A 24,610-nucleotide genomic window follows, 5' to 3' on the forward strand; every position below is an offset into this window, starting at 1 on the left:
AATTTAAAGTTTATAAAGATTTCTCATTAGAATAATTTATTTATCTAGTGAAAGAATATATAAAGATTGAGATTTTTCAAAATAATTAATATAAATTATTTAATAATAATCTTTACAAATACCAATGTTTACTATATAATTAGAATATAGAAATTATATAACTGTTTTAGTTATATAAAATATAAATACAATGGAGTGATTTTTATGAAAAAAGTAGATATATATACTAGCAACACTTGCGGTTACTGCCACGCAGCTATGGATTATTTTCAAGAAAATAATGTTGAGTTCACTGAACATAACATTTCAGAGAATGCAGAAGCTAGAAAAGAATTGATGAAAAAAGGCCATAGATCTGTACCGGTTATCGTAATTGACGGAGAAGAAATCATTGGTTTTGATAAAGAAAGAGTATCTTCTTTATTAGGATTATAATCTATAAAGAAAGAGGTATGCTAACTAAATAAGCATACCTCTTTCTTTATAAATTAATTGTCTCTGTAAAAGCAAGCAGCTGAAATTAGTTCATCTGCTGCCATGGAACATAAACCAGCTAAGTCCTCTACATGAAGCTCCTTGGTAGCTGAATAATCATAGAGGATGGTAGCAGTTGCTTCCAATTCCTCATCTGCTAGCCATAATACAAACCTCATTGGAACATTTGGCAATACATTAATCTCTATTCCAACATCTCCAGAAGGTATCTCTTTTCCACCTAATTTAAGACCAGCTTTTAAAAAAAGGTCACCTTTATCCCCAAAGAATTTTACTAACTTATTTATGCCCTGAAGTGCAAAGCCATTATAAGCATGGCCAACTCCCTCTAACTCTCTAAAGGGTACCCACTTTTGTGTCAGACCATTATTAGTACATCGGTAAAGATAGCTAAGTATTACCGTTTTATCAATTATCTTTCTGTTTTCCTCCTTAGAAAAACTTTCTTCAGCATTATTTTTCAAAACAACCCTTCCCTTTGGATAGGAAATTAAGTATTCTCTGTTGAAATAAGTTAAAGTGAGCTGCTTTTTTTCAGCATCGTAGTAAGCACCACTTCTTCTAGCAACTTCTTCTGGGTCATACTTTTGAAACTCTTCACATAAAGTTTCATAGCAGAGATTATAATTGTTCTTTTTATCCTTCCCCATATTAAATATCCCCTTCTTAATATAATTATAGATATAGGATAGATTTATATTTATAATAAACAGATTGTATCTTTGAAATGCGACTATTCTTCAACCGCTTAAGTTATTTACTTTCTTCTAACTTTTTATTAACTATATATGTTAGTTCTTCCACTGTGGCTTTTATTTCTTCTAAATCATCTTTTTTGCAACTATCAGTACATATTGAAAGATAAATATATTCTAAAGACTTAAGTATTTCTTCTTTGTTAATTTCCAAAATAAATAAACCCTGATTTCTAAAACTATGACAAATTGACTTTTTCATAGTTTTTCATCCTACTCACTAAATAGGACGGTAGTATCACAGGATTCAACTACTAGGATTAAGACAATCATCTTAAAATCTCGCCTTACATCTAGGTAATGCCTTAAGACTCCTTTAAGGAAACTCCTTTTTGTTCCTCAAAGGAGTACTCGAAGAGTAAGCGACCACTACAAAATCTCTGATTTTGAGTGTCTGCTTAACCAATTCGCACAAAATCAGAGATTTTGGCTCTCTGCTTAAGTCCTGCAAGATTATGGGTGTTACCCATTCCTCAAGTATATTATTCTACCAGAGCCTTTCCTTCTAGGTGTACTCTAGCAGTTTTTATGTCTTAGAAGTTAAGATTTATGCTATTCCTAATATTTGTTTCCTTTTTACTATCCAAAAATCAGGTTTTTCACCTACCTTTCTTTTTATAATTTTATCTATATGACTCCATTTACTCCATTCATTCTTTTGATTAAATAACTTAATATCATCTATAAATTTATTTTTTAATAATTTAGGTATTCTCTCTTTAAATTTATAACTTCTCCTGGCTATTACCATAGCAGCACCATTATGGACTTCCATTCCATACTGATGACAATATTTATACAATCCTATTTTACTTGTATATTGTGGTTTTACTTTAACTAATTCTATACCTTTCTTATAACAAGATGCCTTAAGCATTGTCAACAGTTTCGAGTATATAAACCCATGCTTTATTCTTGCAAATTTACTTTGAACATCTTTATCATTTTTAAATTTTAAATTCTCAATAACTAAGCCACAATTATAATTTTTAGCAATTAAAACAGCTTGCTTAACTAATTCACCACATAAATTTAACCTTCTATTACTTCTAGCATATAATAGTTCATGTTGTTTCAAGTAAGTATGCCATTTGTAGTTACCTTTGTTATCTATCATAGTTAAAGCTATGCCATTTGGATTAGTATCTATACCTATAATCCCATTATGTCCTGTATATATTTCATCTGGCTTTCTTAGCTCAAAGGTTATATGGCAATAATACTTCCCTTTTTTCTTAATCATTTCTACTTGGTAAGCTTCCCTAGTAGCTAAATGATTTAAAAATAGGCTTCTATAATCAGTTCCATTTACTTTACCAGTCTTTTTTGATAATTTTTGCGGCAAATATATAGGAACTTCCATTTTTACCGCTCTATTATTTTCAGTTTTTTCAAGAGTAGATATTTGGAGATAACTCATGCCATTGTTTATTATTACTCTTAAATTTGGATTACCCTTTTTTGTTTTATCTCCTCTTGAATAAATGCGGTTGTTTCTGCAAGCTTTCCATTCTTCATTGGATATTAGACCCTTGCACCTTTTTAAAAACATTTGTTTAGTTCCGAAAACTACAGATGGAATAGCATTAGTATGGATGAACTCCCTGAAATATTCAGCCTTTCTCTGTCTCTTATCCAACTTTTTAAGTAAAGCAGTTCGCTTTTTTTCTGATAAATTTTTCTTCTTATCCTTTAAAATATTTTCAATTGTAGTAACCTTTTTAACATAACTTTCATAGTTCATTTTTACTAATTCTTTTTGCGAAGCAATAGTTTGCCTTGCACTTTCTACTGCATCTTTTGCCTGCCTTATATTAAGATTAAACTTAGAAGCTACATCTTTTTCTAAATCCACCCTTCTTTTACCTTGTAATATTCTCTTAAAAGAATATCTTATAGCCGTTGAAAACACTAACATCATATTATCTATAACTTGAATTTGTTCCTTTGTTTGATTTATCAAAAGTGCTTTTATCGTTATTTTCACTGTTTTCCATCTGCCTTTCCAGCTCTAATTCTTCAAGAGCTTTTTTTACTTTTCTTCCACCCCCTGAACCATAAAGCCTTGCTGAAAAGCAAGTGACAACACTTATTAAATCCTGCACCATTTCTTCATTAGGTTCTAATTTTTCTTTTGTTCCACTATCTATAACTTTTATTTTGCACTATCTGTTTTGGTGTTCTACACTGGTCAAACACATCTACCTGACATTTTTATCCGATGACTACCCGCTCTAATACTTCCTCGCACACAGTGAAAGCGATTCGCACCAAATCAAAGATTTGGGCTCTCTGCTTTTCTGCAAGAGAGAGCAAAGAGCGGCTACGTCCCTTGATTCGTTCAACTATCTAATCTTTATTTCATATACTTTTCTACTAGTTCATAGCATCTATTTTTTGTTGTCTCTGCTAAGGAACTAACATATAGTACTGATTCCATTGTTCCACCCTTCATTTCTGAGGATGCCTCTTTAGCTTTAGCATCTCTATAGGCTATCCACTTAATTTCTTCACTCTGTAATTTTTTCATATCATTAGAAGATAGTTGTCCTTTTAGTACGCCATAGATTTCATTTAAAGCAGCATCCCATCGTTTATACCTTTCACTTGCAGCCTCTCTCATGTCTGCTGTTACTCCAGAAGACTCTTTTTCTTCTAAATCCTTTAATCCTAGTTCAATATTGTTTAGCTTAGTTCTATATTCTTCTTTCCTGCTTATATTCTGAATACTAATACCGACATTCTTTTTATCCTCTACTTTGTTCTCTACCTTAGCTTCTTCTTTGTTCTCTGTTTTATTCTCTACCTTAGCTTGTTCTTGGTTCTCTGTTTTATTCTCTGTTTTATCATCTACTTTGTTCTCTACCTTATCCTCTGTGCTAGTCTTTACTGGCTCAGTATTTGTATTTTCTGCAGCACTACTTCCACAGCCAGCTAATCCCAGTGATAGTACTAAAATTATAATTCCTAAAATTTTTTTCATATTTTCCCCCAATAATAAGCTTATAATTTGAATTATTTTGAATAACCATGCCTTATAATGTTAAAGCATGGTTTATTTTTAAGGAGGTATTAAGCAAACAAATTTATTATTTACAAAGTTAAAATACCTCCTCCTTGTTTGATATTCCTCTAAAAGCTTTCGTAAAAAACTATGTCCTCCAAAGGTTTACGAGCTTTGTCATGTCTATCTGGTGATGCCGCTTCACCTTCTGCGTAACCTACTGCTAGTATATTCACTGGCTCAAAACTCTCCGGTAAATTAAATTCCTTCTTTATAACCTGAGGGTCAAAATAGCATATCCATACTGTTCCAAGCCCCTGTGCTGTAGCCTCTAGCATCATATGGTCTGTAACAATGGTTACATCTATGTCCGATATCTTCTTTTTATCAAAAGGCCTCTTCCATACAGCACTATGATCTACACAGGTAATAATAGCAACAGGTGCACCGTATACATTGGCAGATTTACTAAGCTTTTCTAGTCCCTCTTTCTCCTTTATAACAAGAATTCTTTGAGGCTGAGTATTAGCTCCTGTAGGGGCAACTCTTCCAGCCTCTAGTATTCTCATAAGTTTTTCTTCTTCTACCTTTTTACCTTGATATTTTCGTACGGAATAACGTCTTTTTGCAAGCCCTAAAAAATCCATAGTTTTCACCCTTTTCTAAAATTTATTATACTAAGATAATATCACAAAACTTAGCTTTTAATACTACTTACTTCGTTAAATTATTAATTATTTTATATATTTAAAGTGCCCTAGCGAAGACACTAGGGCACTTTAAATATATTTTAAATACACTTTAAATTCATTTTAAATATGTACCTTTTTATACGTTATTTATACAACTTTTTTATACTCAGAATGTGAAAAATCACATTCCATAAGAGGAACTAATTTTGTCTTATGTTTTATTTTATATACAACATAAATTGCTATAAATATAGGAATAAGTGCATAATTTGTTATAAAATCAAACCAGCTAAATGTCTCAGCTTGGAATACCCAAATATTGGCACCAAATATAACAATTGTACATAATATAGTTGCAAATATAGGACCAAATGGATACCATAATGCTCTATACTTTAAATCTTCAACCTTATTACCTTGAGCTACATAAGCTTTTCTAAATCTATAGTGACAAATAGCTATACCCAGCCATGCAAAGAAGCAAGTAAGTCCAGATGCGTTATAAAGTATATAATATATTTTTCCATCTCCAAACATAGAAGCAAAGAATGCTGTAGACGCAACTAGTGTTGTAAGATAAATTGCATTCATTGGAACACCACGTTTATTTACCTTTCCAAATACCTTAGGAGCTTTGCCTTCCTTAGCCATAGCATACAACATACGGGATGCAGCATAAAGTCCAGAGTTACCACAGGAAAGTACAGAAGTTAGTATAACTGCGTTCATTATAGAGGCAGCAACTGCAATACCCGATCTTTGGAATACTATTGTAAATGGACTGAAAGCTACATCTGCTACTCCGCTTTTTAATAAGTTTGGATCAGTAAATGGAATAAGGAAACCTATAACAGTAATTGTACCTATATAAAATAGTAGAATCCTCCAAAATACTGTATTAATAGCTTTTGGTACGTCTTTTTCAGGATTTTCAGATTCGCCGGCTGCAAGTCCAACAAGTTCTGTACCTTGAAAGGAGAATCCAGCAGTAAAAAATGAAGTTAATATAGCTGATATTCCACCAACAAAAGGTGCAGAATGACCTTGTCCATCACTAAGAGTCCAGTTACTAAATCCAGGTGACTTTCCTCCCATGATACCGAGAATCATAAGAACCCCAACAATAATGAAGATAACAATGGTTACAACCTTAATACCTGCAAACCAAAATTCTCCTTCTCCATATGCTTTAGCAGATAATATATTTAACCCAACTAAAATCGTTAGAAAAATTATACTCCAGATAGTTGTCCCTGTGTTTGGAAACCAAAATTTAATGATAAGTCCAGCTGCAACTAACTCAGCTGCAACAGTTATAGCCCAGGCAAACCAAAAATTCCAACCTAATGCAAAACCTAAAGCCGGATCAACAAACTTTGTTGCATAGGTTTCAAAAGAACCGGATATTGGCATCTTTGTTGCCATCTCTCCTAGTGAAGTCATTAAAAAGTAAACCAGTATGCCCATAACAGCAAATGCTGTAATAGCCCCTCCTGGACCTGCAGAACTTATAGCATTTCCGCTTGCAAGGAATAGTCCAGTTCCTATTGCGCCGCCGATTGCAATCATGTTCATGTGTCTTGCTTTTAAACTTCTTCGTAATTCAGCTTCATGACTTTTTTCAATGTTTGTGTTCATTTGAACTCTCTCCTTTCATTCCTTCGAACCTATAATTCCGTTTTGCAAAAACTTATATAAGTATAAAAAATAAATTATAATTATACAAGGCCCCTGTCAGTCAGTTACAAGTATTTTTTAGCCATATCTTTCAAAATTACTTTAAATTTCTCTTTATTTTATCAAATTAGCACTTTGTATTGAATTTGTTCATCTTTTTTTAGGATACCTAATATTTGCTCTAATTTTCATGGGATAAATTGTAGTTATCCATTAAAGATTACTGATGTATAAAGTAAAAAGGATAGCTATTAACTATCCTTTTTAGACTACTGACAAACATATTTTAAATAGGCACCTTTTGGGGTAGTTTTATACCTATTTTCCGCCTAAAGAACCATCCCAAGAATCCACATTAGTATTCTTCTTTTCTTCTTCGTCAAACCATCTAGTAGTTACTGCCTTTGTTTCAGTATAGAATCTTATTCCGTCTTTGCCTAGGCAGTGTAGGTCTCCTATAAAGGAATTCTTATGACCTGTGAATGGGAACATAGTTACTGGAACTGGAATTCCTACATTTACTCCAACCATACCGCCGTCAGTTCTTCTAGCAAACTCACGAGCATAATGACCGCTTTGAGTAAATATTACGGAACCATTTGCAAATTGGTTTTTGTTCATAAGTGCAAGTCCTTCTTCAAAATCCTTAACTCTCTTTATACATAGAACTGGTCCAAATATTTCGTTATCTCCTACTGACATTTCAGGAGTTATGTGGTCAAGTATTGTAGGTCCTAAATAGAATCCACTTTCATATCCTTCTACTTTAACATCACGGCCATCTAATGCAAGTGTTGCTCCTTCTTCTATTCCTTTTGCTATCCAACCAGTTACAAAGTTTCTATGTCCAGCTGTTACTACTGGTCCAAGTTTTGAATCCTTTTCATATGCTGGTCCAAGCTTAAGCTCCTTTGCATATTGCTTTAATAATTCAACTAACTTATCTGCTATACTCTCTTGAACAACTAATGTTGATAAAGCCATACATCTTTCTCCAGCACATCCGAAGGAAGAGTTTATTATTCCACGAGCAGTTCTTTCTAGTGCTGCATCCTCAAGCACTAAACCATGGTTCTTAGCTTCACATAATGCTTGTACTCTCTTGCCATTAGCTGCAGCAGTAGAGTATATGTGTAATCCAACAGAAGTTGAGCCTACAAAAGTTATACCTTTTATTTCAGGATGGTTTAGGAAAATTTCAGCTTCATTTCTGCTGCAGGTAACTACATTTATAACTCCGTCTGGAAGTCCAGCTTCTTTCCATAACTCTGCGCATCTTAATGCTGTCATAGGTGTCATTGAAGATGCTTTTATAACAATTGTATTACCTGCTGCTACACATAGTGGAGCCATCCAGCCCATTGGTACCATACCTGGGAAATTGAAAGGAGCTATTCCTGCAAAAACTCCTAATGGCTCACGGTATAAAACAGTGTCATAACCAGTAGATGTGTTCATTAAGGATTCTCCCATCATAAGAGTAGGAGCTCCACATGCAAACTCAACACATTCTATAATCTTTAATATGTCCCCTCTAGATTCTTCCCATACTTTTCCGTGCTCTGTTGCTACCATGCGAACAAGTTCTTCCTCATGCTTTAAAACAAGTTCACGGAATTTATATAAAACTTGAACTCTCTTCATTACAGGAGTTTGTGACCATGCTGGAAAGGCATCACTTGCTGCTTTTATTGCAAAGTTAACGTCTTCTTCAGTGCAGCATGGAGCTTGTGCTATTACTTCTCCAACACTTGGATTAAATACATCCATGTACTTTTCTGTTCTAGATTCTTGATACCTTCCATTAGCGAAAAATCCTAATCTCTTTACTTCTTTCATAATTAAAACCCTCCCAAAATTTCAGTATTTGACCTAAGTTAAAATATTTTAATATGCAGGAAGCATATGTTATATTTCAAATTAATATTTTTTATCTTCTGCCCCAAAGTAATTGATTTGTTTTACTAAATATCCCAAGTAAAACTCCAGTCTCAATTTTGTGTCTGTCAAATCTCTTTTTATTATTTCTTGTATTTTATTAATCTTGTACATCAGAGTATTTCTATGCATATAAAGTTTGTGTGATGTCTGAATATAATTACCATTTTCCTGAAGAAAGGTATGAAATATTTTTGAGTAATCTGTATGGTTTTGTAAGTCATATCTCTCCAACCTTCCTACTGTATCATCATAATATTCCTTAAGAAGATTAATATTTTCTATTTCAGTAAGCAGCTTATAGGCTCCTATATTAGAGTAAAATATTGTTTCATCGGAGCCGCCTTCTGCTTTTAGGACTTTTAAAGCCTTTTCAGCTTCATTATAACTTCTCTTTATTTCATTAAACTCTGTATACGCATTTCCAATTCCAATATTTATACTAATATCAGCGAAACTATGCTTGACGCTTTCCCTTATAATCTGAGAAAGCATTGTTAAATCTATAAACTTGTCCTTTTCATTGATCTGCAGTATTACTACAGAGTCCTTTTGCAAAAAACTTATTGGTTGAAATCTAGGATCCCAAATGGCACCATTTACTGCTCTTAAAAAATTATCTTTAATATAGGCTATACTTTGTTCATCTTTAATATTTTTAAAGGATAAATATTCTTCCAGCTTATCTATTGCCACAGTAATTACCCTAAAGGAATTGAAGTAACTGTATCCATAAGCTGACATTCTTTTGGTGAAATCTTCATAAGTGATTCTGTTAAAAAATATTATGTTTTTTAACAAGTCTTGATAGGAACTTTCTTCTATTTGTCTTTTCACTATATCACCACAAATTATTCTTGTTATTTCTGCCAAGTTAGATTCCCAGGGAACCTCAAATATTGGAAAACCTTCTTCATTTGCCAGTTCTCTTATTTCCTCTGGAACCTTTGAAAGATACTTACCTACATTTACAATAAGGCCAGATGCTTTTCTTTCTATAATTCCCTTTACAAGCTTAATAAAACTTGAACTATCTTCAAAAACTCCAATGCCAGTAAGTATTATAAGCTCGTCATTTTGTACATATTGTACTATATCAGGAGTTTCTACATTATGAACCCATCTCGTTACCTTAGAAACTCCATTGCCTCCCCCTACTAGTTTTAAATCCTTCAATTCCGGTAAACTCATTAATTGATCAATTCTAACGCCCATAATCGAACCTCTCTCTTAAGATATATTTAAATTTCCATTTATTACATTTTAGTATATTCTAAAGATTCTGTCACTATAATAGTTATTTTCTCAATTATGGGCATTTTTGAATACTTTCTATTCCTCTACATAACCATCAGCAATAGTCAAAGCCTTATCAATTGCCAGGAATGCTTCCTTCATTTCTTCCTCACTTATTGTACAAGGTGGTACAATAAACATATAGTTCCATCTTAGATACATATAAACACCATCATCCATAAAGGATTTTTTCACTCTATCCATTGCTTCTCCGCTTCCATTCCATGGGACAATAGGTTCTTTAGTCTCACGATTTTTTACTAGCTCTATACATCCAAATAAACCTATATTTCTAACATCTCCTACAGATCTATGCTTCTCTTTCATTTCAGCAATAAAGTTAGCTAGTAATTCTCCCTGTGCCTTTGCATTCTCTATTACTTTTTCTTCTCTATAAGCAGTTATTGTTGCCACTGCAGCAGCACAAGCTAAAGGATGTCCACTATATGTCAAGCCGCAGAAGAGATTTTTATCATAAATTTTCTTTGTAACTTCATCGGATACTCCAACTGCCCCTAAAGGTACATAGCCTGAGTTAATTCCCTTTGCCATAGTCATTATATCTGGAAGAACACCAAAGTTATCTATACCAAACCATTCACCGGTTCTTCCAAAGCCACTCATAACCTCATCTGTAATAAGAAGAATATTATATTTATCACAGAGTGCTCTTAGCTGAGTAAAGTATTCCTTAGGTGGAATAAATATTCCATTTGATCCTGTCACTGACTCTACAATTATTGCAGCTACAGTATCTGGATTTTCATACATTATAGTTTCTTCAATGTGTTTAACACATTCCATATTGCATTTTCCATATTCTTTACCAAAGGTACATCTATAGCAATATGGGTCATAAACCTTTACAACTCCAGGCATACCAGGCTCAACTGGTGGTCTTCTTGGATCTCCTGTTAGTGCGATTGCACCATAGGTTGATCCATGATATGAGCGATAGCGTGAGATGATTTTCCACTTTCCAGTTGCTAGTCTAGCTATTTTGATTGCATTTTCATTTGCATCTGCTCCACCGTTAGTAAAGAAGAAGTGATTTATGCCTTCTGGAGTTACTTCACTAAGTAGTTTTGCTAGAGTACTGCGGGCTTCGTTAGCAAAACCTGGTGCTGCAAAACAAAGTTTATCAGCCTGATCTTTTATAGCCTTTACAACTTTAGGATGTTGGTGACCTATATTTTGATTTACAAGCTGAGCAGCCATATCCAAATATTTCTTACCGTTACCATCCCAGAAATAGCAACCCTCTGCTTCATTAACTACCATAGGATTAAGCTTGGACTGTACCGACCATGAATGGATCATATGATCCCTATCATTCTTGTAAACTTCGTCAACATTTACTTTTTTTAACTCACTAGTATTCATTATTTACACACCTCGCTTTATTAAATAACCAAATAAATATATTTTATAATTTAAATTTTTATATTTTAACTTTGCGATTACTTCCTTGCATAATTATAGTACCATTTCCTCAAAATGGAGTATATGTATAAAGTGAACAACCTTTTTGTGCTTTTTACCAAATTTTTAATTACTTTTAATAAAGATAAAAAAAACAGACAATATGATCTTAATATTGTCATGTTTTTAACATATTTGTCTATTTTCTAACAATGCTTCACCCTTGATTTATATGGTTTTTATGCACTTTCTCCTATATATATTTATTTGTATTGCCCTTAAATATTACTATAAATAAAATAATAGTTGTGAATCTACTAACAAATACCATATTTATAACTAAAATAAACTAGCTAAATACAGGGCTGATACAATGATAAAAACTAAACCCTTGAAAAAAATGAAGTCTCATGATAAAACTTACACCTTTGTAAGCTTTATCATGAGACTTCATGCCAGAAGAGATGAAAATCCCCTAAACTTTAATAACAAACTGAAGTTATTTTGAAAATTGAAATCTATGTGTGATATATGATAATTATAATAGTCAGGGTATAATTATTGTTTTTCTAACTCAACAACTCTGTCACAGATCTTACCAACCAAACTTGATTCATGACTTATTACAACAACACCAATATTGTGTTCCCTAGCATAATCTATAACAACTTTCCAGATCTGCGCCTGGGTAATGGCATCTAGCATAGTAGTCATCTCATCTGCAATGATAAACTTTGTTTTTTCCGTTAGCACCCTAAGTACACAAAATCTTTGTAATTCACCACCGGACAACTCTGTAGGCCATCTATTTAACCAATCTTCTTTGATGCCCATAGCGTCCATTAATTCCTTAGAAGGCTCACCAGCCTCAGAAACTATTTTACTCATTTTCCACAAGGGATTTACAGCTTTCTCAGGATGTTGGAAAATCAACTGTACTGGGTTGTAATCCTTATTGTTATAATTACAATCCTCTAGTATAACTTTCCCGCTTTCAGGCTCTTCGTATCCTGCTAGGATTTTTGCCAATGTAGTTTTTCCAAAACCACTTGGTGCCACAAGTCCCACAATTTCACCGCTTTCAACAGAAAAATTAACATCCTTTAGAATATATCTCTCTTTATTATATTTAAAATTTATTTTTTCTGCCTTAAGTCGCATAAATACATCTTACCTTTCCACCACGTATTTTTCGAAATTCCGGTCTTTCTTCCATGCACCTTGCGTTTTTTTGCCAGCATCTATCATAGAATAAACAGCCCTTTGGAAGCTCATTTGGCATAGGCTGAGTTCCTTCTAGTGGTATAAACTCCTTATTAGGCAAGGCTCTGTTCAGTGCTTTTGTGTAAGGATGTCTTAATTTTTCCCCATCTCCATCAAAGTCTGACACATTTGCAACCTCCAACGTTGTTCCTGCATAAAAAATCGCAATGTTATCTGCAATTTTCAGAGCTGCCTGTATGTCGTGTGTAATCATAAGTATTGCACATCCGTTATCAGCAAGTTCTCTAAAATCCTTAAGTACTTCTTTTAATGCTTCTTCATCCAAGCCTGGAGTGGGTTCATCGGCAATTATTACTTTTGCATCGGACACCAGCGCTGTGGATAGCAATATCTTTCTAGCCATCCCCCCGGACAATTGGAAAGGATAATAGCTTTCAACTTTTTTCCCAAGACCATACTTGGAGAACAAACTTGTAACTATATTTTCTTTCTTTTTATCATCGGCTATTGAAATAGCAACCTGTTTTTTAACCTGCTGCAGCGGGTCTAAATAGTTCACCGATTGTGGTATCAAAACAATTTCTTTTCCCCTTAGTTTTTCCTTATCCTTCTTAGTAAGAACATTGCCTTTATATGTTATTTCACCCTCTGTAACTGCATTATCTGGCAAAATGTCAAGTATCGCATGTGCCAGCAAACTCTTTCCCGAACCACTGGAACCAACTACTGCTAGAATTTTGCCTTCATACAATTCTATATCTAAATTTGTTATAACCTTCAAATCTCGTCTTCGAAGTCCCTTCGTATATTGAGAGAAGGAAACTCCTAAGTCCTTTACTTCTAAAATTGGTTTCTGTTCCATCTGTTTCTCCTTACTTATACGCTTTCTTTGGATTTATTAACTTTCCAATATTCTTACCAACACAATCTACTAGCATTGATATCAACACCAGGCTAAAGCCAGGGAAAAAGGCTAACCACCATTTACCACTTGTTAGATATTTCATGGATTCAGAAAGTATAACGCCTATTGCTGGTTCGTGTGGAGGTAATCCAAATCCTAAAAATGTTACTGAGGCTTCATGTAGAATTGCATGGGGGAAAACTAAAACCATTCCTACTACAAGCTGTGGAATTATGTGAGGCAAAACATGTTCTTTTGCTATATAAAAACTGCTTTTTCCAAACTTTCTTGAAATCTTAGTATATTCCATTTCCTTTATTTGCATTACTTCTGCTCTTATTACTCTAGTTAGTGACGTCCAATGGGTAAGAGCAACTCCTATTACTATACCTTTAAGTCCGCCGCCAACAGCTATTGAAATCAATATTATTACTAATGTATGTGGTACTGATAACATCAAATCTATTAACCATGAAATGAAATAGTCCACCTTGCCTCCAAATAGAGGCGCTGCTACTCCTAAAATCATCGCTATAAACCCACTGGTTACAGAACATAGTATACCGATTTTCATACTTATACTAAGTCCCTTTACCGTTCTAAGTAACATATCTCTGCCAACCCAGTCAGTGCCAAAAGGATGGTCTAAGGAAGGGGATATAAATATGTTTACTAAATTTACTCTTAGTGCGTCCATATCTATTATGCTTCCGGCTACCAGTACGGCTATGAAGGATGCTGCAAGGGCAGCTGTTGATATAATAATCTTTTCTCTAACTCCTAGATTAAAACCACGTAGTTTAGCTCCTACTTTTAAGTTTCCTGCTCCTTCCATTAAATCTTCTGCACCTCCCTTATTCTTGGATCTACTACTCTATATAACAAATCCGCCAAAGTATTTCCAACATATACAAAGACTAAACTTATTATGACAACTCCCATAAGCAATGGTAAGTCCCCCTTCAATCCTGCCTGAACTGTAGCTTTCCCAAGTCCAGGATATGAAAATACCTGTTCAACAAATATTGCTCCACCAAACAATTCACTAAAAGATAAAAATTGGAGAGTAATTGCTGGAAGTGAAACATTCTTTAATACATGATTAAATATTATACTTTTTTTATTTTCACCGCGAGCTTTTGCAAATAATACATAATCTGTTGCAAGTATTTCTATAACCTTTTGCCTTGTGTGCATACATATATTGGATATTCCTATTAAACCTAGAGTAATTGCAGGCAAAATAACATGTCTTGCTTTATCTGCAAAACTAACGTCCTCTGCAGTAGTTCCAATAGGGACACTTAGTGCCATAGGAAACCAACCCAGCATCACCGAAAATATCATTACAAACAATATTCCCAGCCAAAAGGTAGGTGTTGAAATTAATATATAACAATAGGTATGAATAATTTTATCAATTGTTTTACCCTCATTTGCACCTGATATTAAGCCTAAAACAAAGCCTACTACACCTGATAAAACCCATGCTATACTCATAAGCGCAAGTGAAGATAAAAACTTCTCACCTATAATTTCAAGAACTGGACGTCTATAAATCATAGACATCCCCCAATCCCCCTGAAGTATAGAGGTAAACCATGCCATGAAGCGCTCAATAGGTGGCTTGTTCAGCCCCCAATGTTCTGCAATTAACGCTCTTTGTTCTGCACCTACTTTAGTGCTTGCACCAACATAAGCTGTAACCGGATCTATTGGGGATAATTCTAAAAGTATGAAGGTAACTATACACACTGCCACTAAAAGTGTAATAAATTTTATAACCTTTTTTGTTAGGAACCTTGTAATACCATTACTTTTTATCACTTTTTCATCCCTCACCCTAACTATCTTTTTCAATATTTAGATAATTTTATTTTATTTCCAAGACCACTCTGCTACATTATCAAAAATTCTTCCGCCATGAGGCTGTACTATAGGATTTCCAAAAGTAAAACCTTCAGCAGCTAAGTATACATGATTTGCATTTGCAAGCCAAGCATAAGGTGCATCTCCCTTTGGTGAAGCATATTTCTGAAGTTCACGCCAGTAAGTAATAGCTTCTTTTTCATCTGTAGAATTTAATGCTTTATCTATGTTATCGTTAACACTTTTATTGTTATAAATGCCTGAATTATTCCAAGGTACAGAACCACCAGCTATTCCTCCATAGTATAGGTTGTACAATTCAGAAGGATCTCCTGATCCAAAGCCGTATAATACTGCTTCTTTATGAATATCAGGTAAAATTGTATCCCAAGTTGTCTTTTTTAGTGTAACTTCTATCCCTATTGCTTTAGCAACATTAACAAATTCCATTCCCATTTCCTGTCTATAATTACCCTCTGTATATAGCAAATTAAATGCTGCCTTAAGCCCATTTTTTTCTACAATACCGTCCTTATTAGTATCAACCCATCCGCCTTCAGCTAATATAGCTTTTGCAGCATCAACATTAGCATATTCATTAGCAGATAATACTGTATTCTCATTTAACCAAGGCATATTTTCAAGTCCTGTGGTGGAAACACTACCGTAGCCGTTCAAGATGCCTTTAACGATTTTTTCTCTGTCTACCGCCATATTTAAAGCCTTTCTGATAGCAATATCAGAAGTTACGTTATTACCCATTACTGAACCGTCTTCTGCAACCTTTCCTTCATTTGGTACCATTGGAAAACTAACTCCATAACACTCGATACTTTTTATGTCTATTACTTTTGTTCCTTCAACTTTCTGTGCAGCCAATGTGCCGTTTATTTGCGCTACATCTACATCACCATTCTTAACTGCTGCAAAAGCTGTATCAGTATCTAGAAATACCATAGTTAACTTTTTAATTTTTGGAACTTCTCCGTAATATTTATCATTAGCTTCTACAATAACCTGCTGTCCTTTATCCCATTGAACAAACTTATATGGACCAGAACCAATTGGTTTGTCTTTAAAGCTTTCATTATGAGCATGCTTTGGTACTATTCCAAGATAGGCAAGTCTTTCTAGAAAAGGTGAATAAGGTCTAGTTAACTTGAATGCCACCGTTGAATCATCAATTTCTTTTATGCTCTCAATCATGGTCAAATCAATTTCACTACCAGATTTTTTAGCTGTTTCATATGTATATCTAACATCTTCAGCCTTTACTGGAGTTCCGTCTGTAAACATTGCATCTTTCCTTATGGTAACTGTCCATGTCAACTTATCATCTGATACTTTATAGCCTGTAGCCAAGTCATTTTCCCATCCTAATTTTTTGTCTCTTTTAAACAGTGTTGAAAAAAGAACCTTTGTTATGGAACCATGGCCACCTGTTGTAGAATCGAAGCCAGCTTCTGGTTCTGCACCTATAGCCGCGATTATTTCTCTGTTTGCAATTCTTTGCTCCCTGCCAGATACCTTTCCTTTGCTGCTACCACAGGCTGTGAAGGATGTAACAGTCATAGCTGCAATAATTGACAATGATAATAACTTTTTTAATTTCATTTTTCTCCCCCCAAAAGTAAACAATTAATCTAACAACATCTGATATATGGATAACTCACCTTATCCTTACCAGTTTTTATTCCTTAACTTTATTTTAACATGCCCAAGTAATTGAACAAGCCCCCCTTGGGGATATTTGTTATATATTTAACTATATTTACTATATTGGGTTGATTTACCATAGTTTTTTTATTAAAATATTTACTTTACAAACTGATTTATAGCCTTTTTCAAATTTTCTATTGCTTCCCAATCTTTATTTTCGACAGCGTCCACAATGCAATGATCAATATGATCCTTTAATATTACCTTACAGGTGTTATTAAGAGCTGCAATGACAGCTGACAATTGAATTAATACCTCACTGCAGTCCTTGCCACTTTCTACCATACGCTTTACTGATTCCAGGTGTCCCGTTGCACGAGATATGCGGTTTAACACCGCTTTAGTATTATGATGACTATGTTTATGCTTATGTCCCTCATTATGGCTATGTGAATATTCTGTTCCATCAGATTTCTTATGGCTGTGGACTTGTCCTTTTTCTTTCATAATTGACTTATCTCCTTTGTTTTAAATATTTGGATTTAATTAACATATACATATCTTTTTATATCTCCGCAATTGAAAATTAGGAATAAAATCTAGCCAAACTCCAAATACATCTGGATAATATGAACATCTATCCATGAAGTGGAAACTTGAATCAGATGGAGTTTCAACTCCATTTGATTCTTAGTTGAACGAATCCAGGGACGCAGCCGCTCAGAACGTAATCTTAGAGAAAAGTGGAGAACCAAAATCTTTGATTTTGTGTGAATCACTTGCACACCCTGCGAGGGAGTATTAGAGCGGGCAGTCATCGGATAAATTTTATATATTATACCATTTTACCACATTTTTGTACATATAACCTGCCGTTGTAGATTGTGTCGAGTTCTAGTGTACAATCTTATTTTTTAAATTTATCCATTATAAATATGGGACATCCATGCAGCTTCAGTTAATACTAAGATGCTTTATTTATATTTAAATATTTATATGGGGGATTTTAATATGAAAGACTTAGCAAAAGAAATTATTCATGGCAGAGTTTTAAAAAGAGGAGAAGATTTCAGTTTCTTTTTAACTGCAGATTCTAATGAACTATTTCAAGGTGCTAATATGATTCGTCAGGAATTATGCGGCAATAAGGTTGACCTTTGTACTATCATTAATGGACGCAGCGGCCGCTGTAGTGAAAACTGCAAATTCTGTGCACAATCTTCTCATCATCATACTAGAATTAAAGAATATGATTTTTTAGATACAGAGATAATTTTAGAGGATTGTAAAAGAAACGAAGCAAAGGGCGTGCACCGATACTCTATTGTCACCGCTGGCAGAACCTTAATAGGTAAAGATTTTGATAAAGCTATAGAGACATATAAAAAAATTCATGAAAAATGCAGTGTCAATCTCTGTGCTTCTCACGGTCTTTTAACAGAGGAGCAGTTTATTCATTTAAAAGAGGCTGGCGTGTCAATGTATCATGCCAATATAGAAACCTCCAGACGGAACTTTCCTAATGTCTGTACCACTCATACATATGAAGATAAAATTCATCAACTTAAACTTGCAAAAAAGGCAGGTCTTAAAGTTTGCTCTGGCGGTATCATTGGTATGGGAGAAACTTGGGATGACCGTATTGATATGGCTATAAGCCTGTCCGAATTACAAGTAGAGTCTATTCCTATCAATGCACTTATGCCTATTAAAGGGACATACTATGAAGATTTAGAACCTCTTTCTCAGGAGGATATTTTAAGAACAGTTGCTATATTTCGTTATATTAATCCAACTGCATATATTCGTATGGCAGCAGGTAGAAACTATTTTGAAGAAGGTGGTGCAAAGATATTCTTATGTGGTGCCAATGCTACAATCACTGGAGATATGCTAACCACTGTAGGCAATAATACTATACAGGATAAAGAAATGTTAACTAATTTAGGTTTTAATATCTCAAAATAATATCTAGTTATTGATAATTTTCATATGAGGTTAATTTATTTCAGACTTAGTTAATTTTAAAAAAGCCAGATTAATCTGGCTTTTTTAAAATTAATTCTCTACAGTTTTCTTGTAGTTAAAATATTTTCTGCCCCATCTCAAGGCTACATTAACAAGTGCTATCATTACAGGCACTTCAATAAGTGGGCCTATAACCGCAGTAAATGCCTCCTTTGACTCAATTCCAAACACTGCAACAGCTACAGCTATGGCAAGCTCAAAGTTATTGCTGGCTGCAGTGAAAGCAAGAGTTACAGTTCTATGATAGTCTATTCCTGACTTATGACTTATAAAGAAAGAAACAGAGAACATTATTATAAAGTATATAACTAAAGGTATTGCTATTTTTACAACATCCATTGGAAGTTCAATTATATACTTGCCTTTAAACATGAACATAATAACAATAGTGAACAATAAAGCAATTAGTGCTAGTGGACTAATCTTAGGTATAAACTTTTTAGTATACCATTCTGTTCCCATCTTAGGTTCTAACAATAATCTTGTAAGCATGCCACCAACAAATGGTATTCCTAAGTAAATAGCTACTGATGATGCTACCTCTCCCATAGAAATATCCACAGCCATACCTTCCAGCCCCATGAGCTTTGGAAGTACTGTTATAAATAAATATGCAAATACTGAGAAAAACACAACTTGGAATATGGAGTTAAAGGCAACAAGTGCTGCTGCATACTCACTATCTCCGTCAGCAAGACTATTCCATACAATTACCATAGCAATACATCTTGCTAGTCCAATAAGTATAAGTCCTACCATAAAGTGAGGGGTGTTTCTCAAAAATATCACTGCAAGAGTAAACATTAATACCGGTCCTATTACCCAGTTTTGTACTAGAGATAAAACTAAAACTTTAGGATTTCTAAATACCTTTCCTATTTCCTTGTAGTTTACCTTAGCAAGTGGTGGATACATCATCACAATAAGACCTATAGCAATTGGAATAGATGTAGTACCTACAGATAACCTTGATAATGCTTCTGATAAACTAGGTACTGCCCATCCTAAAAATACTCCTAATCCCATGGCAATAAAAATCCATAATGTGAGATAACGGTCAAGCCATGATAACCTTGATGATTGACTACTCATAATACTCCCCCTGAATACTTAATTTTAATAAAAGTTCACTGAAAAGCTTTTTTAAATAAACTTTACAGTGAATTTACTATTTAATTGATAAGATCTAATAATCTTTCCCCTTTTACATCTTCTGCTTTCCATTCAATAACCGCAAAATTTCCTTTAGAAATTTCATCTACCTTATTAATCCATTGAATTTCGTTGCTAGCTTTAGCTTTTAATATTTCATTAGTTGTGTTAGCAGCATACATACTAGAATTGATTACCCACCATTTACTATGGATACCAGCTCTCTTTAAATCTTCCTGTAATCTCATTGCTTCATAAACTGGTGTTGTTTCTGCAAGAGTTACAATGACAGCATCTGTATGCTCTTTGTTTCTTAGTTTAGGCAGCAGATTCTTAACTGATTCTGGTATATCTCCTTGAGAACGCTGTATCTCTCTGTTATAGCTTTGAGTTGAATCTAAAAGTAATAAAGTATGACCTGTAGGTGCAGTATCTATAACAACTACTTCATTCTCTGATCTCTCTACTATCTCTGCAAAAGCTCTAAATACGGCAATTTCTTGGGTACAGGGTGATCTTAAATCTTCTTCTATATAAGCTAAATCTTCTTCTCCCATTGTCTCTCTTGCTTTACTTAGTACTTCTTCCTGATATTTTGCTAATTCTTCTTTTTCATCAATATGACTTAGAGTAATACCAAAGTTTTCATCTAACACAAATTTTAAATGAGCTGCTGGATCAGTAGTTGTCAGATGAACTTTTTTGCCCTTTCTTGCTAGACCTAATGCAATAGTGGCAGCTATAGTAGTTTTTCCTACTCCACCTTTGCCCATGGTGAAAATGACTTTCTTATTGCTATTATATAAATCCTCAATTACTGTCTCTAATTTAGGTATTTTACTTACATTTAGTTTTTTACTACTATGCTTTACATTGTCTTCCTTTAAAAAAGCTCTTAAATTTTCAAGACCAGTTATATTATAAGGTCTTAGTGGTATTTCAAAGATTTCCATATTCTTTAAATACTGAGGCATTTCTTTAAGTGCCTTCTGTTGTTTTTCATATAAAGCAGTTGATAGCTCATCATTATGATTTTGTAATACACCATTAATAACAAGAATTTGATTATTTACTCCGATGTCCTGCAGTTCCTTAGAGGCTCTCTCTGCTTCTTTAAGAGGGGAATCCTCTGGTCTAGAAACTAAAATAAGGGTTGTCATATTCTTGTCTGCCAAAGTCTTCACAGCATTTTTATAAACTTCTTTTTTACTCTCAAGGCCCGCTAATTGTCCAAGGCAGGATGCGCCATGAGTATTCTCACTAATGAAATTACTCCAAGCAGAAGGTAATTGTAACATCCTTAAGGTGTGCCCTGTTGGTGCTGTGTCAAAAATTACATAATCAAAGTCTTTTTGAACCTTATCATCTGTTATAAAGTTAGAAAACTCATTAAAAGCAGCTATTTCAACGGTACAGGACCCTGAAAGCTGTTCCTCCATATTTTTAATAGCTGCCTCTGGAAGCTTCCCTCTAAAAGGTCCCACTACGCTTTCTCTATATTCACTAGCTGCTTCTTCTGGATTAAAATTTGCAACTACAAGGTTTGGTACATCTTTTATTTGAACTCCTTTATTATTCAGTTCTGTATTAAAGACATCTTGCAAATTTGAAGCTGGATCTGTGCTTACTAACATTATTCTTTTCCCCTGATCTGCTAAGGTGATAGCAGTAGCACAGGCTGTTGAAGTTTTACCAACTCCACCTTTTCCAGTAAAGAATAAATATTTAGTTAACTGTATCTCATTAAGATTAAATTTTTTATTCAAAAGTATTTCCCCTCTCTTTTAGCAGCAACCACCTTTGCAGCCACAGTCCTTAGATTTTCCTTTATTTAAGTCAATTATCTTACCTATCTTGGCTTCAGCCTTAAGATAACTTTCTGGAATATCTAACATAGTACAAAACTCTTCATTAGTTGGATATGCTTTAGTTTTAACAACTTCGCCATCAACAAGGACTACTGGCAGTATATCTACACCTTCCGTATTAAGCAATTCATTGATAACCTTGTTGTCTACAAAGGCTTGAGGACTGCTAGTTAGATTGAATCTTTCAACGATAACCCCTTTGCTTTTTAGGTTATTTAACACAGTAGACACTCTTAATAATTCTGGATCAACGCTAGGACCGCAAACTCCTGTTGGACAACACATTGCTGGATCAAAAATAATCATTTTTTTCATAATACCCATCTCCTTAATACATCTGGTGCATATCTCTATCCACCGATTGATTATACTTATTTTATATAGAAACTACATGTAATCCATGTAGTCCTTGATTTTATTTACAGTTACAATTTGGTTTGCTTTTACAAATGCAATCATCTGTATCTGTTACAAGATTCATAAGAAATAACATTAATTTATTACAGTTAGAAGTATTTAGGGAGTAGTAACTCCACTGCCCTTCCTTTCTGGTGTTAACTATACCGCACTCTGCTAGCACCTTCATATGATGTGAAAGAGTAGGCTGTGTGAAGTCAAAATGATCTAGAATGTCACAAGCACATCTCTCCCCACAGGATAAAATATCAATTATCTTTAATCTATTAGCATCTGCAAGAGCTTTAATAATTTTGGCATTTTCATCATAGTTTAAGGCCACTTAATCACCTCCATATAGATAACCATCTATATATAATATATACCATTATCAATATAACGTCAATGTAATTCAGATTTATTCATACAAAAATAGCATCAATATATATTGCCCTCTATATAAGCTATTTTATGTATGAAATTATGAGAGGTTACTATATAACTAAAATAAAAGGACTCATATCAACACTTTTTATAGCGGATATGAATCCTTTTTCTTATATGTATATATTATTATCTTTTAATTAGGGGAAATGCTATAACATCCTTTATGCTATAAGAACCAGTAAGGAACATTGTCATTCTATCAATACCTATTCCCAATCCTCCAGTAGGTGGCATTGCAGTATCGATAGCAACAGCGAATTCTTCATCCATTGGACTAGCTGTTTCAAGTCCCGCTCTTAGTTTTGACGCTTGTTCATACAAAAGAATTCTTTGCTTCAATGGGTCATTGAGTTCTGAATAAGCGTTCCCAAGTTCAACACCATAAGCATAAGGTTCAAATCTTTCAATTAAATCTGGGTTATCCCTATGACTTTTACAAAGTGGAGAAGATTCCTTTGGAAAATCTATAACAAAAGTTGGTTGAATTAGCTTCTTTTCAGAATACTCTTCAAATAAATTAACTATTAGTTCGCCCTTAGAGCATTCATCAATAACTAATCCTTCACTTTGGCTTTCTACTAAGAGCTCATTATCCTTAATGTACTTAATAATTTCTTCCCTGGTAAGCGTATTAACATCAATTCCTGTATCCTTTTTTACAAGGTCACACATCTTTTCTCTCTTCCATGGAGCTTTAAAATCAATTTCTACATCTCCATACTGAATCTTTGTTGTGCCGTTAACCTTAGCGAATACATATTCATACATATTTTCCATAAGTTCCATCATATCATTATAATCAGCATAAGACATATAACATTCAAATAAGCTGAATTCTGGGTAATGTGTTCTGTCAATTCCTTCATTTCTAAAAGCTCTTGCAAAGGTATAAACTCTTTCGATTCCTCCAACTATAAGTCTTTTCAAATATAATTCTGGAGAAACATTCATATATACATCACAATCTAATGCGTTAACAAAGGTTGTAAATGGCTTCGCTTCTCCTCCACCGTATTTGGTATCTAGGACAGGGGTATCTGCTTCGATAAAATTTAAATTATTTAAGTATTCCCTAATTGCTGTTATTGCTCTTGAACGCTTGATAAATCTTTCTTTAACATCCGTATTCATTATCATATCTAATGAACGATGTCTTTGCCTTAAGTCAGCATCTTGAATACCGTGATATTTTTCTGGAAGTGTTCTAATAGATTTTGATAGTACTTCAAATTTTCTTGCTTTAATGGTAATCTCACCTGTTTGAGTCTTAAATACAGTTCCTTCAATTCCAATAATATCTCCAATATCAATTAATTTTAAGATTTTATAACTTTCAGCGCCTATTAGGTTCTTACTTAAGAATATTTGTATACTTCCTTTTTCATCTATAACATTAGCAAATGTAGCGTTTCCCATCCTTCTTATCAGCATGATTCTTCCTGCCAATATGAATTCTTGTTCTTCTTTTATATTCTCAAAGTTATCATAAACGTCCTTAGTATGGGTTATGTCTTTGTAACTATAAGGATATGGGTTAATTCCCAATTCATAAAGCTTATTTAATTTTTTAATTCTTTCCACTACAAATTCATTTGAATCTGGCATTATATTTTCTAAGTTTTCTACACTTTCAAATTCCCTGTACATTTTAGCTATACCACCTTTAATTATTTATTTACCATTTAATAAATTTTTGGACAAATAAAAAAACCTTCACCTCCAAGATCTTAATCTTGAGGACGAAAGTTATATCTTCGTGGTACCACCTCAGTTTATCCATATGT

The 24,610-nt window shown here is 33.8% G+C and carries 23 protein-coding genes and 1 other annotated feature (1 of these 24 running past the window's edge); of the genes, 2 read left to right on the plus strand and 21 right to left on the minus strand.

The features are described from left to right. The first annotated feature begins 204 nt into the window (after positions 1-204). Positions 205-435 carry a glutaredoxin family protein gene (locus P8V03_RS13460; RefSeq protein WP_318798501.1) on the plus strand — a complete coding sequence of 77 codons (231 nt, stop codon included), beginning with the start codon at positions 205-207 and terminating at the stop codon, positions 433-435. A 53-nt stretch (positions 436-488) separates the two neighbouring features. Here the strand turns inward: P8V03_RS13460 and P8V03_RS13465 are convergent, their stop codons facing one another. The 16 genes from P8V03_RS13465 to P8V03_RS13540 form a co-directional block, all read right to left on the minus strand. After that, complete coding sequence (locus P8V03_RS13465; protein WP_318798502.1) at positions 489-1,145, minus strand: DUF3786 domain-containing protein; 657 nt, start codon at positions 1,143-1,145, stop codon at positions 489-491. Between the two features lie 103 nt (positions 1,146-1,248). Continuing rightward, positions 1,249-1,452, minus strand: a complete 204-nt coding sequence (locus P8V03_RS13470) for a hypothetical protein (RefSeq protein WP_261669881.1) — start codon at positions 1,450-1,452, stop codon at positions 1,249-1,251. 345 nt (positions 1,453-1,797) lie between these two features. Next, positions 1,798-3,237: an IS200/IS605 family accessory protein TnpB-related protein gene (locus tag P8V03_RS13475; protein ID WP_318798503.1), complete on the minus strand. Its 1,440-nt coding sequence runs from the start codon at positions 3,235-3,237 to the stop codon at positions 1,798-1,800. Then, on the minus strand, positions 3,173-3,358 hold the full coding sequence (locus tag P8V03_RS13480) for a hypothetical protein (RefSeq protein WP_261669879.1): 186 nt from the start codon (positions 3,356-3,358) through the stop codon (positions 3,173-3,175). Before P8V03_RS13480 ends, P8V03_RS13475 begins: the two co-directional genes overlap by 65 nt. Before the next feature lie 248 nt (positions 3,359-3,606). Next, a complete protein-coding gene (locus P8V03_RS13485; RefSeq protein ID WP_261669878.1) occupies positions 3,607-4,233 on the minus strand; it encodes a lysozyme inhibitor LprI family protein in 627 nt (208 codons plus the stop codon). Between the two features lie 149 nt (positions 4,234-4,382). Then, entirely contained in the window at positions 4,383-4,901 is a 519-nt protein-coding gene (locus P8V03_RS13490; RefSeq protein ID WP_261669877.1) for a nitroreductase family protein, read from the minus strand. Between the two features lie 192 nt (positions 4,902-5,093). Next, a complete protein-coding gene (locus tag P8V03_RS13495) occupies positions 5,094-6,584 on the minus strand; it encodes an amino acid permease (RefSeq protein ID WP_318798504.1) in 1,491 nt (496 codons plus the stop codon). A gap of 357 nt (positions 6,585-6,941) precedes the next feature. Further along, positions 6,942-8,462 (minus strand): CoA-acylating methylmalonate-semialdehyde dehydrogenase, encoded by a 1,521-nt coding sequence (locus tag P8V03_RS13500; protein WP_318798505.1) that lies wholly within the window; start codon positions 8,460-8,462, stop codon positions 6,942-6,944. A gap of 81 nt (positions 8,463-8,543) precedes the next feature. Further along, positions 8,544-9,776, minus strand: a complete 1,233-nt coding sequence (locus tag P8V03_RS13505; RefSeq protein ID WP_318798506.1) for a PucR family transcriptional regulator — start codon at positions 9,774-9,776, stop codon at positions 8,544-8,546. 117 nt (positions 9,777-9,893) lie between these two features. Then, complete coding sequence (locus P8V03_RS13510) at positions 9,894-11,240, minus strand: aminotransferase class III-fold pyridoxal phosphate-dependent enzyme (protein WP_318798507.1); 1,347 nt, start codon at positions 11,238-11,240, stop codon at positions 9,894-9,896. Positions 11,241-11,837: 597 nt separating this feature from the next. After that, positions 11,838-12,440, minus strand: coding sequence for an ABC transporter ATP-binding protein (locus P8V03_RS13515; RefSeq protein WP_318798508.1), 603 nt, complete (start codon positions 12,438-12,440; stop codon positions 11,838-11,840). Next, positions 12,430-13,365: an ABC transporter ATP-binding protein gene (locus tag P8V03_RS13520; protein ID WP_318798509.1), complete on the minus strand. Its 936-nt coding sequence runs from the start codon at positions 13,363-13,365 to the stop codon at positions 12,430-12,432. Before P8V03_RS13520 ends, P8V03_RS13515 begins: the two co-directional genes overlap by 11 nt. Before the next feature lie 10 nt (positions 13,366-13,375). Then, the gene (locus P8V03_RS13525) at positions 13,376-14,242 is read right to left on the minus strand and encodes an ABC transporter permease (protein WP_261669870.1); all 867 of its coding nucleotides are present in this window, start codon (positions 14,240-14,242) and stop codon (positions 13,376-13,378) included. Beyond that, positions 14,242-15,231 carry an ABC transporter permease gene (locus P8V03_RS13530; RefSeq protein WP_428978978.1) on the minus strand — a complete coding sequence of 330 codons (990 nt, stop codon included), beginning with the start codon at positions 15,229-15,231 and terminating at the stop codon, positions 14,242-14,244. The genes P8V03_RS13525 and P8V03_RS13530 overlap by 1 nt, the downstream gene beginning before the upstream one ends. Positions 15,232-15,285: 54 nt before the next feature. After that, on the minus strand, positions 15,286-16,890 hold the full coding sequence (locus P8V03_RS13535) for an ABC transporter substrate-binding protein (protein ID WP_318798511.1): 1,605 nt from the start codon (positions 16,888-16,890) through the stop codon (positions 15,286-15,288). A gap of 201 nt (positions 16,891-17,091) precedes the next feature. Then, entirely contained in the window at positions 17,092-17,442 is a 351-nt protein-coding gene (locus P8V03_RS13540) for a metal-sensing transcriptional repressor (protein ID WP_261669867.1), read from the minus strand. Positions 17,443-17,946: 504 nt separating this feature from the next. On the opposite strand from P8V03_RS13540, the gene bioB reads away from it, so the two are divergent. After that, a complete protein-coding gene (gene bioB / locus P8V03_RS13545) occupies positions 17,947-18,903 on the plus strand; it encodes a biotin synthase BioB (RefSeq protein WP_318798512.1) in 957 nt (318 codons plus the stop codon). A 90-nt stretch (positions 18,904-18,993) separates the two neighbouring features. On the opposite strand, the gene arsB is transcribed toward bioB, so the two are convergent. The 5 genes from arsB to lysS form a co-directional block, all read right to left on the minus strand. Then, complete coding sequence (arsB, locus tag P8V03_RS13550) at positions 18,994-20,055, minus strand: ACR3 family arsenite efflux transporter (RefSeq protein WP_318798513.1); 1,062 nt, start codon at positions 20,053-20,055, stop codon at positions 18,994-18,996. 80 nt (positions 20,056-20,135) lie between these two features. Then, positions 20,136-21,881, minus strand: coding sequence for an arsenical pump-driving ATPase (gene arsA / locus P8V03_RS13555; protein ID WP_318798514.1), 1,746 nt, complete (start codon positions 21,879-21,881; stop codon positions 20,136-20,138). A gap of 18 nt (positions 21,882-21,899) precedes the next feature. Continuing rightward, positions 21,900-22,298: an arsenite efflux transporter metallochaperone ArsD gene (gene arsD, locus P8V03_RS13560; RefSeq protein WP_261669863.1), complete on the minus strand. Its 399-nt coding sequence runs from the start codon at positions 22,296-22,298 to the stop codon at positions 21,900-21,902. Between the two features lie 100 nt (positions 22,299-22,398). Further along, on the minus strand, positions 22,399-22,722 hold the full coding sequence (locus tag P8V03_RS13565; RefSeq protein WP_261669862.1) for an ArsR/SmtB family transcription factor: 324 nt from the start codon (positions 22,720-22,722) through the stop codon (positions 22,399-22,401). A gap of 230 nt (positions 22,723-22,952) precedes the next feature. Next, on the minus strand, positions 22,953-24,473 hold the full coding sequence (gene lysS / locus P8V03_RS13570; protein ID WP_318798515.1) for a lysine--tRNA ligase: 1,521 nt from the start codon (positions 24,471-24,473) through the stop codon (positions 22,953-22,955). An 85-nt stretch (positions 24,474-24,558) separates the two neighbouring features. Next, positions 24,559-24,610 (minus strand) — a binding site (T-box leader); it runs 202 nt beyond the window's last position.

The organism is Clostridium tanneri, assembly GCF_033659955.1.
In the GTDB taxonomy this organism is placed as follows: Bacteria; Bacillota; Clostridia; order Clostridiales; family Clostridiaceae; genus Clostridium_AM; species Clostridium_AM tanneri.

Bases quoted from the DNA above. Each gene is read 5' to 3' on its own strand.
- P8V03_RS13460 (WP_318798501.1), top strand. From the start codon at position 205: ATGAAAAAAGTAGATATATATACTAGCAACACTTGCGGTTACTGCCAC.
- P8V03_RS13465 (WP_318798502.1), bottom strand. From the start codon at position 1,145: ATGGGGAAGGATAAAAAGAACAATTATAATCTCTGCTATGAAACTTTA.
- P8V03_RS13470 (WP_261669881.1), bottom strand. From the start codon at position 1,452: ATGAAAAAGTCAATTTGTCATAGTTTTAGAAATCAGGGTTTATTTATT.
- P8V03_RS13480 (WP_261669879.1), bottom strand. From the start codon at position 3,358: ATGGTGCAGGATTTAATAAGTGTTGTCACTTGCTTTTCAGCAAGGCTT.
- P8V03_RS13485 (WP_261669878.1), bottom strand. From the start codon at position 4,233: ATGAAAAAAATTTTAGGAATTATAATTTTAGTACTATCACTGGGATTA.
- P8V03_RS13490 (WP_261669877.1), bottom strand. From the start codon at position 4,901: ATGGATTTTTTAGGGCTTGCAAAAAGACGTTATTCCGTACGAAAATAT.
- P8V03_RS13495 (WP_318798504.1), bottom strand. From the start codon at position 6,584: ATGAACACAAACATTGAAAAAAGTCATGAAGCTGAATTACGAAGAAGT.
- P8V03_RS13500 (WP_318798505.1), bottom strand. From the start codon at position 8,462: ATGAAAGAAGTAAAGAGATTAGGATTTTTCGCTAATGGAAGGTATCAA.
- P8V03_RS13505 (WP_318798506.1), bottom strand. From the start codon at position 9,776: ATGGGCGTTAGAATTGATCAATTAATGAGTTTACCGGAATTGAAGGAT.
- P8V03_RS13510 (WP_318798507.1), bottom strand. From the start codon at position 11,240: ATGAATACTAGTGAGTTAAAAAAAGTAAATGTTGACGAAGTTTACAAG.
- P8V03_RS13515 (WP_318798508.1), bottom strand. From the start codon at position 12,440: ATGCGACTTAAGGCAGAAAAAATAAATTTTAAATATAATAAAGAGAGA.
- P8V03_RS13520 (WP_318798509.1), bottom strand. From the start codon at position 13,365: ATGGAACAGAAACCAATTTTAGAAGTAAAGGACTTAGGAGTTTCCTTC.
- P8V03_RS13525 (WP_261669870.1), bottom strand. From the start codon at position 14,242: ATGGAAGGAGCAGGAAACTTAAAAGTAGGAGCTAAACTACGTGGTTTT.
- P8V03_RS13535 (WP_318798511.1), bottom strand. From the start codon at position 16,890: ATGAAATTAAAAAAGTTATTATCATTGTCAATTATTGCAGCTATGACT.
- P8V03_RS13540 (WP_261669867.1), bottom strand. From the start codon at position 17,442: ATGAAAGAAAAAGGACAAGTCCACAGCCATAAGAAATCTGATGGAACA.
- bioB (WP_318798512.1), top strand. From the start codon at position 17,947: ATGAAAGACTTAGCAAAAGAAATTATTCATGGCAGAGTTTTAAAAAGA.
- arsB (WP_318798513.1), bottom strand. From the start codon at position 20,055: ATGAGTAGTCAATCATCAAGGTTATCATGGCTTGACCGTTATCTCACA.
- arsD (WP_261669863.1), bottom strand. From the start codon at position 22,298: ATGAAAAAAATGATTATTTTTGATCCAGCAATGTGTTGTCCAACAGGA.
- lysS (WP_318798515.1), bottom strand. From the start codon at position 24,473: ATGTACAGGGAATTTGAAAGTGTAGAAAACTTAGAAAATATAATGCCA.